Annotated in this window: 13 protein-coding genes; 4 read left to right on the forward strand and 9 right to left on the reverse strand. The window is 69.3% G+C overall.

Features of this window, described 5'->3' with window-relative positions; translation table 11 throughout:
* Positions 1-157: 157 nt before the first annotated feature.
* The 3 genes from BpN12_RS27665 to BpN12_RS27675 are packed head-to-tail and all read left to right on the forward strand — an operon-like array spanning position 158 to position 2132.
* Complete coding sequence (locus BpN12_RS27665) at positions 158-682, forward strand: gamma carbonic anhydrase family protein (RefSeq protein ID WP_246795378.1); 525 nt, start codon at positions 158-160, stop codon at positions 680-682.
* Between the two features lie 38 nt (positions 683-720).
* Complete coding sequence (gene hslO, locus BpN12_RS27670) at positions 721-1671, forward strand: Hsp33 family molecular chaperone HslO (protein WP_246795379.1); 951 nt, start codon at positions 721-723, stop codon at positions 1669-1671.
* A 53-nt stretch (positions 1672-1724) separates the two neighbouring features.
* Positions 1725-2132, forward strand: a complete 408-nt coding sequence (locus tag BpN12_RS27675) for a hypothetical protein (protein WP_246795380.1) — start codon at positions 1725-1727, stop codon at positions 2130-2132.
* Positions 2133-2222: 90 nt separating this feature from the next.
* Here the strand turns inward: BpN12_RS27675 and ftsB are convergent, their stop codons facing one another.
* The 9 genes from ftsB to BpN12_RS27720 form a co-directional block, all read right to left on the reverse strand.
* Positions 2223-2642 (reverse strand): cell division protein FtsB, encoded by a 420-nt coding sequence (gene ftsB, locus BpN12_RS27680; RefSeq protein ID WP_246795381.1) that lies wholly within the window; start codon positions 2640-2642, stop codon positions 2223-2225.
* Between the two features lie 82 nt (positions 2643-2724).
* Positions 2725-4008 carry a phosphopyruvate hydratase gene (eno, locus tag BpN12_RS27685; protein WP_042625464.1) on the reverse strand — a complete coding sequence of 428 codons (1284 nt, stop codon included), beginning with the start codon at positions 4006-4008 and terminating at the stop codon, positions 2725-2727.
* 98 nt (positions 4009-4106) lie between these two features.
* The gene (gene kdsA, locus BpN12_RS27690; RefSeq protein WP_055138983.1) at positions 4107-4961 is read right to left on the reverse strand and encodes a 3-deoxy-8-phosphooctulonate synthase; all 855 of its coding nucleotides are present in this window, start codon (positions 4959-4961) and stop codon (positions 4107-4109) included.
* Entirely contained in the window at positions 4958-6619 is a 1662-nt protein-coding gene (locus BpN12_RS27695; RefSeq protein ID WP_246795382.1) for a CTP synthase, read from the reverse strand. The genes kdsA and BpN12_RS27695 overlap by 4 nt, the downstream gene beginning before the upstream one ends.
* A gap of 357 nt (positions 6620-6976) precedes the next feature.
* On the reverse strand, positions 6977-7789 hold the full coding sequence (locus BpN12_RS27700) for an alpha/beta fold hydrolase (protein ID WP_246795383.1): 813 nt from the start codon (positions 7787-7789) through the stop codon (positions 6977-6979).
* Between the two features lie 233 nt (positions 7790-8022).
* Positions 8023-10686, reverse strand: coding sequence for a DNA internalization-related competence protein ComEC/Rec2 (locus BpN12_RS27705; RefSeq protein WP_246795384.1), 2664 nt, complete (start codon positions 10684-10686; stop codon positions 8023-8025).
* 250 nt (positions 10687-10936) lie between these two features.
* A complete protein-coding gene (locus BpN12_RS27710) occupies positions 10937-11725 on the reverse strand; it encodes a TatD family hydrolase (RefSeq protein WP_246795385.1) in 789 nt (262 codons plus the stop codon).
* Between the two features lie 4 nt (positions 11726-11729).
* Positions 11730-12479: a lipoprotein-releasing ABC transporter ATP-binding protein LolD gene (gene lolD, locus BpN12_RS27715; RefSeq protein WP_425306330.1), complete on the reverse strand. Its 750-nt coding sequence runs from the start codon at positions 12477-12479 to the stop codon at positions 11730-11732.
* A complete protein-coding gene (locus tag BpN12_RS27720; RefSeq protein WP_246795387.1) occupies positions 12472-13725 on the reverse strand; it encodes a lipoprotein-releasing ABC transporter permease subunit in 1254 nt (417 codons plus the stop codon). The genes lolD and BpN12_RS27720 overlap by 8 nt, the downstream gene beginning before the upstream one ends.
* A gap of 323 nt (positions 13726-14048) precedes the next feature.
* Here BpN12_RS27720 and BpN12_RS27725 point away from each other — a divergent pair, with 323 nt between their 5' ends.
* Positions 14049-15185, forward strand: a complete 1137-nt coding sequence (locus tag BpN12_RS27725; RefSeq protein ID WP_246795388.1) for a regulator — start codon at positions 14049-14051, stop codon at positions 15183-15185.
* Positions 15186-15191 lie beyond the last annotated feature (6 nt).

The following is a 15191-nucleotide window of genomic DNA, read 5'->3' on the forward strand; positions in this document are numbered from 1 at the left end:
CGCGGCCAAACCACGCAAGCATTTACAATGACGGATCACGGCGTGCGCAACCCGCGCATGACCCCTCGCAACACGGTGGCGGCCCGGCGGCAACCGGCGCGCCACGCACATTGTACCGACGCGCGATACCGGCCCGGCAGCAAACCCAGGAGACAACGTGACCATCTACAAGCTCGGCGACGACGCCCCGACCATTCATGAAAGCGTGTTCGTCGCGGATACCGCGGCGATCATCGGCAAGGTGGTGCTCGAGGAGAACGCGAGCGTCTGGTTCGGCGCGACGATCCGCGGCGACAACGAGCCGATCGTGATCGGCGAGGGCAGCAACGTGCAGGAAGGCGCGGTGCTGCATACCGACCCGGGCTGCCCGCTGACGGTCGCGCGCGACGTGACGATCGGGCACCAGGCGATGCTGCACGGCTGCACGATCGGCGAGGGTTCGCTGATCGGAATCCAGGCGGTGGTCTTGAATCGCGCGGTGATCGGCCGCAACTGTCTGGTCGGCGCGGGCGCGGTGGTGACCGAGGGCAAGACCTTTCCGGACAATTCGCTGATTCTGGGGGCGCCCGCCAAGGTGGTTCGCACGCTGACCGACGAGGACATCGCGCGGATGCGCACCAACACGCAAAATTACGCGCAGCGACGCGTGTATTTCAAGGAACAGCTCGTGCGGATCGGCTGAACGCCGCGCCGCCGCTGTCCGACAATCGAGGAACCGAAGTGAGCGACCAGTTACAGAAATTCATGTTCAACACGGCGCCGGTGCGCGGCGAGATCGTCTCGCTGCGCAACACCTGGCAGGAAGTCCTGACGCGCCGTGCCTATCCGGCGCCCGTGCGCAACGTGCTCGGCGAGATGATGGCCGCCTGCGCGCTGCTGTCCGCGAACCTGAAGTTCAACGGCACGCTCATCATGCAGATCTACGGCGACGGGCCGGTGAAGATGCTGGTCGTGCAGTGCGGCTCGGACCTGTCGATCCGTGCCACCGCGAAGCTCTCGGAAGGCGCCGAGCAGACGCTCGGCGACGAGATGCCGTTCGCCGAACTCGTCAACGCGAGCGGCCACGGCCGCTGCGTGATCACGCTCGATCCGGCCGACAAGCAGCCGGGCCAGCAGCCCTACCAGGGCATCGTGCCGCTCAACGACCACGACGGCCCGCTCGAATCGGTCGCGCGCGTGCTCGAACACTACATGCACCACTCGGAGCAGCTCGACACGCGGCTCTGGCTCGCGGCCAACGGCGAGCGCGCGGTCGGCATGCTGCTGCAGAAGCTGCCCGGTGACGGCGGCATCGTGCCGCGCGCTGACGCGCCCGACGCCGACACCTGGGAGCGCGTCTGCACGCTCGGCAGCACGCTGTCGTCGAAGGAACTGCTCGAGGTGGAACCGGAGACGGTGTTCCGGCGTCTGTTCTGGCAGGAGAACGTGAGCCACTTCGAGCCGGCCGGCACGCGCTTCCAGTGCACCTGCTCGCGCGAGAAGGTGGGCGGGATGCTGCGCATGCTGGGCCGCGAGGAAGTGGACAGCGTGATCGAGGAGCGCGGCCACGTCGAAATCCACTGCGAGTTCTGCAACCAGCGCTACGAGTTCGATCCGGTCGACGTCGAGCAGCTGTTCGTGACGCCGGAACTCGGCGCCGGCGTCGCGCCGGCGAGCGAACAGCGCCACTGAGCAGCATGCGGCGCGCGCCGCCTCACGGCTCGCGCGCCGAAGGAGAAGCCAGCATGAAGTCCAAGTTCCGCTTTGTCCGCCACGGCGCCGCGCGCGCCACGGCCGTGGTCCGGCCGTCGCCGGGCACCGCCGCGCTGGCCGTCGCGCTCGCCGCGACGCTCGCCGGCTGCGTGGTGCCGCCCACCTCGACGGTGCTGAGCCGGCTGCCCGAGGGCCAACCCGGCGCGGCGGCCGCGCCCGGTACGGTGCTCACGCCCGCCGAACGCAAGCGCTACGACGCGATCGACAAGCAGGTGCTGCGCGAGCAGAACGAGGCAATCGCGGCCGATGCGCTCGCGCGCACCTATTACTACGCGCCCACGCCCGTCTACTATGGCGGTTACTACGGTGGCTATTACGGCGGCTGGAATTCGGGCTACGGGTATGGCTACGGCTATCCCGGCTGGGGTTGGGGCTGGTGAGGCGCGCGGCCCGGCGGCGCGGGCTTCAGGCATCCATTCACGCATAAAAAACGCGACCTTCGGGTCGCGTTTTTTTATCCTGCCGGGTGCTCAATGCGCAGCGCCGTGGCCGTGGTGGCGCTCCGGCTTCGCCCGTGAGACGGGATTCGGCACGACCCGCACCGGCGAGCCGGTGGTGTCGCCGTGGTTCGTCAGCGAGGCCGTCGAATTGTCGGCCGGCGTCGCGGGCGCCGGCGAATTCGGCGAGACGAACTGCACGAACACCTCGCCGTCCTTGACCATCCCCATCTCGTAGCGCGCACGCTCCTCGATGGCCGCGGTGCCGTTCTGCAGGTCCTGCACCTCGCCCGCGATCCTCTCGTTGCGCAGCTTCTCGTCGGCGTTCTTCTGCGTCTGGTCCAGCAGCTGCTGGCGCAGCTCGTGAACACGCAGCCAGCCGCCATGCCCCCACCACAGTGGGTACTGAATCAACACCAGCAAGGCGATCAGGACGACAGTGACGAGCCGCATTTACGAGCCGCAGATATAAGAAGCGCCGCTTCACGACAGACGCGAAGCGGCGACAGGGATGACAAGTCCGGATAGTAGCGCGTTAGCGCAGGTTGTAGAACGCCGACTTGCCCGGGTAGCTGGCGATGTCACCGAGATCTTCCTCGATGCGCAGCAGCTGGTTGTACTTCGAGATGCGGTCGCTGCGCGACAGCGAGCCGGTCTTGATCTGGCCGGCGTTCAGGCCCACGGCGATGTCGGCGATCGTCGAATCTTCCGTTTCGCCCGAGCGGTGCGAGATCACGGCCGTGTAGCCGGCGCGCTTGGCCATCTCGATCGCCGCGAAGGTTTCCGTCAGCGTGCCGATCTGGTTGATCTTGATGAGGATCGAGTTCGCGATGCCCTTCTCGATGCCTTCCTTCAGGATCCGCGTGTTGGTGACGAACAGGTCGTCGCCCACCAGCTGCACCTTCTTGCCGAGACGCTCGGTCAGGATCTTCCAGCCGTCCCAGTCGCTTTCGTGCATGCCGTCCTCGATCGAGACGATCGGGAACTTGTCGGCCAGCGCGGCCAGGTAGTCGGCGAATTCGGACGACGACAGTTGCAGGCCTTCGCCCGCGAGCTGGTACTTGCCGTCGTGGTAGAACTCGGAGGCCGCGCAGTCGAGCGCAAGCAGCACGTCTTCGCCGGCGCGGTAGCCGGCCTTCTCGATCGCCTGCAGGATGGTGGACAGGCACTCGTCGTTGCTGCCGAAGTTCGGCGCGAAACCGCCTTCGTCACCGACCGCCGTGCTCATGCCGCGATCCGACAGGATCTTCTTCAGCGCATGGAACACCTCGGCGCCGCAGCGCAGCGCTTCGCGGAAGCTCGGCTGGCTGACCGGGACGATCATGAATTCCTGGATGTCCAGGCTGTTGTTGGCGTGCGCGCCGCCGTTGACGATGTTCATCATCGGCACCGGCAGCTGCATCGCGCCCGACCCGCCGAAGTAGCGGTACAGCGGCAGGCCGGCCTCTTCGGCGGCGGCCTTCGCGACGGCCATCGAGACGGCCAGCATCGCGTTCGCGCCGAGACGCGACTTGTTGTCGGTGCCGTCGAGTTCGAGCAGCGTCTTGTCGAGGAATGCCTGCTCCGAGGCGTCGAGGCCCATGATCGCTTCGGAAATTTCCGTATTGATATGCTCGACCGCCTTCAGCACGCCCTTGCCGTTGTAGCGGCCGGCTTCGCCGTCGCGCAGCTCGATCGCTTCGCGCGAACCGGTCGAGGCGCCCGACGGAACCGCCGCGCGGCCCATCGTGCCCGACTCCAGCAGCACGTCGCACTCGACAGTGGGATTACCGCGCGAATCCAGAATCTCGCGGCCGATGATATCTACGATTGCACTCATGATTTCCTCTGAGGATGACGATGGATTCCGTCTTGATGGCTGTGACGGCGAAGCGGACCCTTGCTACAGACGCCCGCACCCGCCGTCAAGTTCATGCATTAGTTGAAATCGTTTTCCAGGAACGGCGTGCGCTTGACCGCCGCGTCGAGCGTGACGAGCGTCTCGAGCAGCGCGGCCATGCGGTTCAGCGGCACCGCGTTCGGGCCGTCGGACTTCGCTTCGGCCGGATTCGGGTGAGTCTCCATGAACAGCCCGGCCACGCCGGTGGCCACCGCCGCGCGCGCGAGCACCGGCACGAATTCGCGCTGGCCGCCCGAGCTGGTGCCCTGCCCGCCCGGCAGCTGCACCGAATGGGTCGCGTCGAACACGACCGGCGCGCCCGTCTCGCGCATGATCGCGAGCGAGCGCATGTCCGACACGAGATTGTTGTAGCCGAACGAGACGCCGCGCTCGCAGGCGAAGAAGCGGTCTTCCGAGAGCCCCGCTTCGCGCGCCGCGTCACGGGCCTTGTCGATCACGTTCTTCATGTCGTGCGGCGCGAGGAACTGGCCCTTCTTGATGTTGACGGGCTTGCCCGAGCGCGCGCAGGCCTGGATGAAATCGGTCTGGCGGCAGAGGAACGCCGGCGTCTGCAGCACGTCGACGACCGACGCGACCGCGTCGATCTCCTCGATCGCATGGACGTCGGTCAGCACCGGCAGGCCGAGCTGGCGCTTGACCTCGGACAGGATGCGCAGCCCCTCGTCCATGCCGAGCCCGCGGAACGACTTGCCGGAGCTGCGGTTCGCCTTGTCGTAGGACGACTTGTAGATGAACGGCACGTTCAGCTTCGCGCAGATTTCCTTGAGCCGGCCCGCCGTGTCGATCGTCATCTGCTCCGATTCGACCACGCAGGTGCCGGCAATCAGGAAGAACGGCCGGTCGAGGCCGACTTCGAAATCGCCCAGTTTCATGCTTGCACTCCGGCACGCGCCTGCTGGCCAGCCAGCGCGGCTTCGACGAACGACTTGAAGAGCGGATGGCCGTCACGCGGCGTGGACGTGAATTCCGGGTGGAACTGCACGCCGACGAACCACGGGTGCATCGAACGCGGCAGCTCCATCATTTCCGGCAGATCCTCGCTCGGCGTGCGCGCACTGATCACGAGGCCGCCCGCTTCCAGCTGCGGCACGAAGCGGTTGTTCACTTCGTAGCGGTGGCGGTGACGCTCGTTGACGTCGGTGCCGTAGATTTCCTGCGCGAGCGTGCCGGCCTTGATCGGGCAGCGCTGCGAACCGAGCCGCATGGTGCCGCCCAGATCCGATTCCTCGGTACGCTTCTCGACCTTGCCTTCGCGGTCGTACCACTCGGTGATCAGCGCGACCACGCGGTTCGGCGTGTTCGGATCGAACTCGGTGCTGTTCGCGTCGGCCAGGCCGACCACGTCGCGCGCGAATTCGATCACCGCCAGCTGCATGCCGAGGCAGATGCCGAGATACGGCACCTTTGCCTCGCGCGCATGGCGGATCGCCGCGATCTTGCCTTCCGTGCCGCGCCGGCCGAAGCCGCCCGGCACCAGCACCGCGTCGAGATGCTTGAGGCTGTCGACGCCGTTCGCCTCGATCTCCTCGGAGTCGAGGTACTGGATGTTGACCTTCGTCGAGGTGTGGATCGACGCGTGGCGCAGCGCCTCGATCAGCGACTTGTACGATTCGGTCAGCTCGACGTACTTGCCGACCATGCCGATCGTCACTTCGTGGCGCGGATTCTCGAGCTTGTCGACGAGGCCCGCCCACATGCTCAGGTCCGCGTCCTTCGGCGAGAGCTTCAGCTCCTCGCAGATGATCTTGTCGAGGCCCTGGTCGTGCAGCATCTGCGGAATCTTGTAGATGCTGTCGACGTCCCACACCGAGATCACGGCGTCTTCGGGCACGTTCGAGAACAGCGAGATCTTCTTCGATTCGTCGTCCGGGATGCGGCGGTCCGCACGGCACAGCAGCACGTGCGGCAGGATGCCGATCTCGCGCAGCTTCTGCACGCTGTGCTGGGTCGGCTTGGTCTTCAGTTCGCCGGCGGTGGCGATATACGGCACCAGCGTCAGGTGGACGAAGCAGGCGCTGTTGCGGCCCATGCGCAGGCTCATCTGGCGCGCGGCCTCGAGGAACGGCAGCGATTCGATGTCACCGACCGTGCCGCCGATCTCGACGATCGCCACGTCGGGCTCGCCGCAGGTCGCCGACGCGGCGCCGCGTTCGATGAACGCCTGGATCTCGTTCGTGATGTGCGGAATCACCTGGACCGTCTTGCCCAGGTAGTCGCCACGGCGCTCCTTGCGGATCACCGACTCGTAGATCTGACCGGTCGTGAAGTTGTTGGCCTTGCGCATCTTCGTGCTGATGAAGCGCTCATAGTGGCCGAGGTCGAGGTCCGTCTCCGCGCCGTCTTCCGTCACGAACACTTCGCCGTGCTGGAACGGGCTCATCGTGCCGGGGTCGACATTGATGTACGGATCGAGCTTGAGGAGGGTGACTTTGAGACCGCGCGATTCGAGGATCGCGGCGAGAGAAGCGGCGGCAATACCCTTGCCGAGTGAAGACACTACGCCGCCGGTGACGAAAACATATTTGGTCATCGCTGGATGCTCGCGGGAAAAACGGATTATACCGTAAAGGCCGCCCATCCCTCAGCAATTGTGGGTCGATCCCACCCTATCCACGCGCGCCGTCGGTGCAGCGTTCAATGCGTCGCGCGGGGCGCCGGGTGGCTTGCCGGCGCGGCGGTGGCGGCACCGGTTTGCCGCCGGGTTTGCCGCCGGGTTTGCCGCCGGGTTTGCCGCTAATCATGCCGGTATCGTGCCAGCGCTGCCGTGTCCGGGCATGTCTTGCGCAGGAGCCTCACTGGTGCCGCTGGCAGGGCCGGTGGATGCCGGCCGCTTCCCTGCGCTTGCCGCGCGCCATGTCCGTGTCATCGCCGCGTCACCGCGCGCGGCTCACGCGCCGCCATGCACGGCGCGCAACGTATTCAGCATCCGCTGCAAGGCGCGGACCGTCTCGATCGGCCGCTCCATCGGAAACAGATGCGAGCCTTCGAGCCATTCGATGCGGCCGTGGGTGACGCGGCGCGTGGCGTCGAGGCCGACCTGCCGCACTTCGCGCGACCGCGTGCCGGCCAGGAACCCGACCGGCACCGGCGCGCCGTGCGCGAGCCGCGCACCGAGCGTATGCGGCAGCGTCCGGTAGATCATGTATTCGATGTCGCGTTCGAACGCGAGGCGCCGCTCGCCCGACGGACCGGTCTGCGGAATGCCGTAGTCGATGTAGTCGGCCAGCATGCGTTCGTCCCAGCGCGCGAAGGCCGGCTTCTCGCGGAAGTGCTTCCAGGCGGCGTCGCGGCTCGGCCAGTGGGTGCGCCGCGTGCGCGTGGCGGCGGCCGGCGAGAGTCGTTCGTCGAGCCCCGTCCACTGGCTCACGCGCAGCAGGCTGCTGCGCCAGCCCGCGATCACCGGCGAGTCCAGCATCACCACGCCCTTCACCCACTGCGGCTTCTTCAGCGCCGCCATCAGCGACAGGTAACCGCCGAGCGAATGGCCGACCAGCCAGACCGGGTGCGTGTACTGGCGACCGACCTCGGCAAGCAGTTCCTCGACCAGATGCGGCCAGTCGCGCGTGACCGGGTAGCGGCGGTCGTGGCCGATCCGTTCGAGATGGCGGATCTCGTAGTGATCGGCGAGTTCGGCGAACAGCGTGCGGTAGGTCGACGCGGGAAAGCCGTTCGCGTGCGAGAAATGGAGGATGTCCTTCAAGACGGCGGGGTCTCCTGTTTCCGTGGCCGTGCGCATGGGGCCGCACGAGCCGTTGCCAGCGAGCATAGCGCGTCCCGGCGGCCCGGTCGTCGCATGGGCCGCCGATTCGCGCCGGATGCCGTGCCCGGCTTTCGAAATGGCCCGGTAAGCGATTGATTTATATCGATTCGCCGCCACCGACGACGCTTCGATGGTTCCCTCTACTCGGGTGCCGTCGCGGCCCGGGCGGGGCGTCAGCGTTCCATCCAGTAACGGCGATGCGTGGTTCGATAGCGCTCGATGCGCGGCTCGCCGCCTGCCCTCCCCTCCGTGCCGGTCTCGCCGAGCATCGTGCTGACCTCGCCGTCGCGGTCGCTGCGCGCGAGCGGGATGCCGCGCGCGACGAAGCGCGCCCAGACGGTCCGATGCGGATGCCCGAACGGGTTCGCGTAGCCGAGCGGGAACCACGCGCTGCGCGGCGCGACCGCGTCGACGAACGGCTCCGACGACGAGGTCCGGCTGCCGTGGTGCGGCACCACCAGCACGTCGGCCGAGAGACTCGCGCGAGCGCCGGCCAGCAGCGCCTGCTCGGCGCCGCGCTCGATGTCGCCGGTCAGGAGCGCCGCCTGGCCGCCGGCCGAGACGCGCAGCACGCAGGACTGCGCGTTCGACGGCCCCGACCGCGGGCCGCCGCGCGGCCACAGCACCGCGAACGTGACGCCGTCCCAGCGCCAGCGCTGCCCGGCCGCGCAGACCAGACGGTCGCGCACGCCGCGTTCGCGCGCGAGCCGCCACAGGCCGTTGTCGCGCGGCAGGCCGCCGGTCAGCTGGCGCACCCGCAGCGCCTCGAGCACGGCAACCGCGCCGCCGGCGTGATCGGCGTCCGGATGGCTGATCATCAGCGTGTCGAGCGTGCGGATGCCGCGCGCGCGCAGGTATGGCACGACCACGCGCTCGCCTGCGTGCGTCGACTCGGCACCGGGTCCGGCATCGAACACGAGTACGTGACGCGCCGTCTCGACCACCGCGGACAAGCCCTGCCCGACATCGAGCAGGGTCAGCCGGAACGCACCGGGCGGCGGCGCCTGCGACGGCGGCAACACGAACGGCAAGCAGGCCAGCGGCGCGGCGCAGCGCAGCGGCCAGCCGCGCGGCATCAGCGCCCAGCCTGCGCCGACGCAAGCCGCCGCGAGTGCGGGCCAGCCCGGCGCCGGCATCCACAGCATCGCGCGCCCGTCCATGCCGGCCGCGTCGAAACCGGCGAACAGCACGGCGAGCAGCGCCCGCGCGGCATGGAACGCCAACGCATCGAGCGGCGCCGGCACGATCACCCCGATCAGCACGAGCGGCGTGACGAGCGAACTTACCCAGGGAATCGCGATGGCGTTCGCCGGCGCGCCGCCGAGCGGAATCTGGCCGAACCAGACGACCGTCAACGGCGCGAGTCCGAGCGTCACCGCATACTGGACGCGCGCGCCCTCGACGAGGCGATGGCCGGCGCGGCGCAGGCGTTCGAACAGCGCGCGTCTCCCGGCCCGCACGGCGGCAGCCAATGCCGGACCGACGCGCGACGCAGCCGGCATCGGCGCTGCCGTCGTCGTCGCCATATTCGCCGCGCTAGCCGCCCTCGCGGCGCATCTTGCACCCGTTGTCGCCCTCTCCGCCTCGCTCGCACCGTTCGGCCCCGCCTGCCGCGGCACCTCGCCGGCGTCATCGAGATCGGACTCGTCGCGTCGTGCCCGCCGCCCCCGCCGCCCCGACACCGCGAACAGGATCACTCCCACCGCGCCGAACGACAGCCAGAAGCCCGGCGCGAGGACGGCCCACGGGTCCGCGATCAGCACGCAGCCGAGCGCGAACGCGAGCGTCGTGGACGGCGCGATGGTCCGCCCGCTCAGATAGGCGACGCAGGCCGCCGCCAGCATCCACCACGCGCGCTGCGCCGGCACGTTGAACCCGGCCAGTGCGGCATAGGCTCCCGCCGCGCAGACGGCCACGCAGGCGCCCGCGTACTGCGCCGGCAGCACGAGCGGCAACGCGCGTCCGCGCAGCGAGGCGCGCCGCCACAGCGCCGCCGCGAACCAGCCCGCGAGGCCGCCGACAAGGCTGATGTGCAGCCCCGAGATCGCGACCAGATGGCTCGTGCCGGTGGCGCGCAGCACTTGCCAGTCGGCTTCGGGGATGTCGTCCTGCGCGCCGATCGCGAGCGCGACGACGATCCCCGCGTGCGGCGCGCCGCCGAGCACCGCGCGAATCCGCTCGCGCAGCGCGAAGCGCAACCGGTCGATGGCCGCGCGCGGCATATGTCGCCCCACATGCAGCCGCGTATCGAGGCGCGTCGCAAGACGTGGCGCCGACACATAGCCGAGCGCGCGAATGCCGTTCGCGAGCCAGCCCGCCTCCGCGTCGCGCCCGCCCTGGTTCGCGTACCCGTGCGGACGCTTCAGCCGCACCGTCAGGCGCCAGCGCTCGCCGGGCCGCATCACGGGCGGCGCCGGCTGCCGGCCGCGCGCGATCCACGACAAGCGCAGCCGCGCCGGAAACCGCGCGAGCCCGGCATCGTTGCCGTCGACGTCGAACCGGAAGCGCAGGCCCGCTTCATCACGCGCCGGCAGGCCATGCACGACGCCCGTCACGACGATGTCGCGCCGCTCCCATTCGAGCGGCAGCGAATCGGCAAGCCGCCAGTGCGCGCGCACGGCGGCATACGCAAATCCGATCAGCAGCGCGAGCGCCAGCGTCGCTACGCCCGAGGCCCATCTCGCGCGCCGGTCCGCGGCGCGGCGCCAGCGCCACGACACGGCGGCCAGCAGCACGCAGCCCGCCACCACGGCCGCCATCCCGAACGCATCCGGCAGCACGGGCCGCCGCTGCAACAGCACGACGCCGAGCGCGAACGCGATCCAGCCTTCCCGCATCGCGCCTCCCGTCCCGCGCGCCGCGAAGGCGACGCATCGTGCGAATCATTATGCGGACGATCGGGCGCGCGGGGCCGGCATCGCCCACGCGTTAGCCGAACGGGATAACGAGCGACAGCGTAGTGCGGCGTCGCCGCCGCATCGCGCGACGACACAACGGCTCAACGACGCAACGAGAACGCGACGCCCGAAACAGCAAGCAGGAAGAAGGAAGAAGAAAAAAGCAGCAACAGCCCGGCAAGCGCCCCGCTCAGCCCGGCACGCCACCCAGACGCGGCAGCGCCGCGTGCGCGTTCGCCGAAGTCGCACGCGCAATCGCCTCGATATCACTACCGCGCAGCGCGGCGATCGTCTCACCGATACGCGGCACCTGATCGGGCGTGTTGCGCTGCTTGTAGCGCCACTCTGGAGCGATGTCGGGCGCATCGGTCTCCATCACCAGCGCCTCCAGCGGCAGTTGTTCCGCGAGCCGCCGGATCTGCCGCGCACGCTCGAACGTCACGTTGCCGCCGAAGCCCAGATGCAGCCCGTGCGCGATGAACGCCTCGGCCTGCTGGAAGCTGCCGTTGAACGCGTGCGCGATGCCGCGCTGCACGCCAAAGCGGCGCAGCCCGGCCAGCACACGGTCCTGCGACTTGCGCACGTGGCAGAGCACCGGCAGGTCGAACTCGCGCGCGAGCTTCAACTGCTCGTAATAGAAATGTTCCTGGCGTGGATTGTCGAGCCCGTCGACGAAGTAATCGAGGCCGATCTCGCCGATCGCGACGAAACGCGGATCGTCGAGGCTCGCCTCGATCTCCATGCGCAGCCGGTCGAGATCCTCGTCGCGCGCGGCGGGCGTGAACAACGGATGGATGCCGAGCGCGTAGCTGCCGCCCGCGGTGCGATGCGCGAGTTCGCGCACCACCTCGAAATTGCCGCGCCCGACGCTCGGGATCACGATGCCCGACACGCCCGCCGCCCGCGCCGCGCCCGCCACCGCGTCGCGGTCGGCGTCGAATTCACCGGCGTCGAGATGGCAGTGCGTATCGATCCACATGGCCTCAGGCCGGCACGGCCGGCTCCTCGTGCAGCACGCCGTCGCGCAGCCGCAGGATGCGGTCGCAGCGCCCGGCCAGTTCCGGATCGTGCGTGACGATCACGAAGCTCGTGTCGAGCGTGCGCGACAGTTCGAGCATCAGGTTGAACACGTGATCGGCGGTGCTGCCGTCGAGGTTGCCGGTCGGCTCGTCGGCCAGCACGCAGGCCGGCTTCGTGACGAGCGCGCGCGCCACCGCCACGCGCTGCCGCTCGCCGCCCGACAGCTCGCCGGGACGATGCTTCGCGCGATGGCCGAGGCCCACGCGCTCGAGCATGTCCTGCGCGTGATGGCGCGCCTCGGCCGTGGTCAGCCGGCGGATCCGCAGCGGCATCGCGACGTTGTCGAGCGCCGAGAATTCCGGCAGCAGATGGTGGAACTGATAGACGAAGCCGAGCGCGCGATTGCGCAGCTCGTTGCGCTCGCGCTCGGCGAGCCGCGTGAACGGCTTGCCGAGCAGCGACACCTCGCCCGTGCCCGGCTCGTCGAGCCCGCCCAGCACGTGCAACAGCGTGCTCTTGCCGGAGCCCGAGGCGCCCACGATCGCGAGCTTCTCGCCGCGATGCACGGTGACCGAGGCGCTCGCCAGCACGCTCACGTCGAGGCCGCCCTGGCCGAACGACTTGGTGATGCCGCTTGCCGCGAGCACGACTTCGCGCGCGCCGGGCCGATGGTTGTTCTGGTTCATTGCCGGTTCCACGATTCGGTCATTCATAGCGCAGCGCCTCCGCCGGACGCACCTTCGCGGCGCGCCAGCTCGGATAGAGCGTGGCCACGGCCGACAGCACGAACGCGATCACGCCGATCCGGATCACGTCGCCCGCGACGAGTTCCGACGGCAGCTCGCTGATGAAGTAGACCGACGGCGGCAGGAACTGCACGCCGAACGCGTGCTCGACCATCGGGATCAGCCACGGGATGCTCCAGGCGATCAGGCTGCCGAGCGCGACGCCCGAGAGCGTGCCGACGAAGCCCACCGTCACGCCCTGCACCACGAAGATCTTCATGATCGAGCCCGGCTGCGCGCCGAGCGTGCGCAGGATCGCGATGTCGGCCTGCTTGTTGGTGACCGTCATCACCAGCGACGAGACGAGATTGAACGCGGCCACCGCGATGATCAGCGTCAGGATGATGAACATCATGCGCTTCTCGATCTTCACGGCCGAGAACCAGGTCTTGTTCTGCTGGGTCCAGTCGCGGATGTAAAGCTCGCCCGACAGCGAATGCGAGAGCTCCACCGCCACCTGCGGCGCGCGCTGCATGTCCTTCAGGCGCAGCCGCACGCCGGTCGGCGCGGGCAGGCGGAACAGCGTCTGCGCGTCCTGGATGTCGATCATCGCGAGCGTGCTGTCGTATTCGTAATGCCCCGATTCGAACACGCCCACCACCGTGAACTGCTTCAGGCGCGGCAGCATGCCGGCCGGCGTGATGGTGCCTTCGGGCGCGACCAGCGTGACCTTGTCGCCGACCGATACGCCGAGATTGCCGGCGAGCGCGGTGCCGAGCACGATGCCGAAGCCGCCCGGCTGCAGCGCCGCGAGCGAGCCGGCCCGCATGTCCTTGCCGACGTCCGACACCTGCGGCTCGAGGGTGGGCTCGACGCCGCGCAGCAGCACGCCGCTCACGGCGTCCTGCCGCGTCAGCAACGCCTGTGCCTCGACGTAGGGCGCGCTGCCGATCACCTCGGGATTGCGGCGTGCCTCGCTGGCGGTCAGCTGCCAGTCGGGCATCGAGCCGGTCGGCGAGAAGATCTCGACGTGCGCGAGCACCGACAGCATGCGATCGCGCACCTGGGTCTGGAAGCCGTTCATCACCGACAGCACGACGATCAGCGCCGCGACGCCGAGCGCGATGCCGAGCATCGACACGGCCGCGATGAACGAGATGAAACCGTTGCCGGTCGTGCGTTTGCCGGCACGCGTATAGCGCCAGCCGATCTGCCATTCATACGGGAGTTTCAAGCGGGTCCTTTTCACTGGTTGCGGCGGCCGCGGAAGGCCGGCGGCATGTTCCGGCACGCGGCGATGCGCCGGGGCGGCACCGGCGCGCGGCATCACCGATCACGCGCGAAGTTTGCCACACATTGCTTAACCATCTCTGAAAAAGCGCCGTGTCGGCGAGGTGCATCGGAGGCACGCCGATACGCCGGACAGAAGACCGGACGTCAGGCCGGGCAGCGCGCCGCCGCGCCTCGCCCGGTGGCCGTTCCCTCCCGTCCTCCGGGGCCGCGCCGTGGAGGCGCGGCGCGCGATCGGCGCCGCCCGGCCCAGCCGTTTGGCCTACAATGCGCACCATCATGCGTGCCCACCCTCCCCCCCGTCGCCTCCATTTCCTGCTGCCGTTCGCCCTGCCGTCCGCCGCCGACGCGGCCACCTCGCTGCGCGACCTGGCGAGCCCCGCGCTGGCCGCGCTGCTGGCCCGCGCGCGCCTCGTCGAGCGGATGCCCGGCGAGGATTTCCAGCGCACGCTGCCGCACGAGCGCTGGCTCGCGGCGCGCTTCGGCGCAATCGATAGCCACGCGGCCGACGAAGCGCCGCTCGCCCCCTACATGCTGCTCGCCGACAGCGGGACGCCCGGCGACACGCCATGGGCCTGCGTGCAGCCGGTCCACGTGCAGATCGCGACCGACCATCTGGTGCTGATCGACCCGACCTCGCTGGCACTGCCCGAAGCCGAGGCGGCGACGCTGCTCGCGATCGCGCGGCCGCTCGTCGAGGAACTCGGGGTACGGCTGCAGGCGCCGGACCCGCGCCGCTGGTATCTGTCGAGCGAGGCGCTCGCGGCGCTGGCCGGCGCCGCGCCGCTGCGCGCGAGCGGCCGCAACATCGAGATCTGGCTGCCGCACGAGGCGAAGACGGGCGAACGCTCGCGCCTCTGGATGAAACTGCAGAACGAGGTGCAGATGGCCTGGTTCGGCCATCCCGTCAACGAGGCCCGCGAAGCGCGCGGCCAGTTCAGCGCGAACTCGATCTGGTTCCACGGGCAGGGCACGCTGCGGCCCGTCACGAGCCCGTTCGCGCGCGTGCTGTCGAGCGCCTGCGCGACGCGCGGGCTCGCGCTCGCGGCGCGCGTGCCGGCCGCCGCGCCGCCGGCCGCGTTCGGCGCGTTCGGCGCGCTCGATGCGTCCGCCGCAGCCGATGCCGCGTCCGGCAACGCCGGCGACGACGAACGCGCCACGCTGATCGAGCTCGATCCGCTCACCGTGCCGTTCATCCAGCAGGACTGGTACGGCTGGCGCGCGGCGCTCGACGCGCTCGAGCGCGACTGGTTCGCGCCCGCGCTCGACGCGCTGCGCACGGGCGAGCTGCGCGAACTCACGCTCACGCTCTGCGGCGACACCGGCTCGACCACGCTCGCCGTGACGCGCGGCGAGCTCCGCAAATTCTGGCGGCGCCGCGCGCTCGCCTCCCTGTTCGAATAACGACAT

It is taken from the genome of Burkholderia perseverans, assembly GCF_022870505.1.
GTDB lineage: Bacteria > Pseudomonadota > Gammaproteobacteria > Burkholderiales > Burkholderiaceae > Burkholderia > Burkholderia plantarii.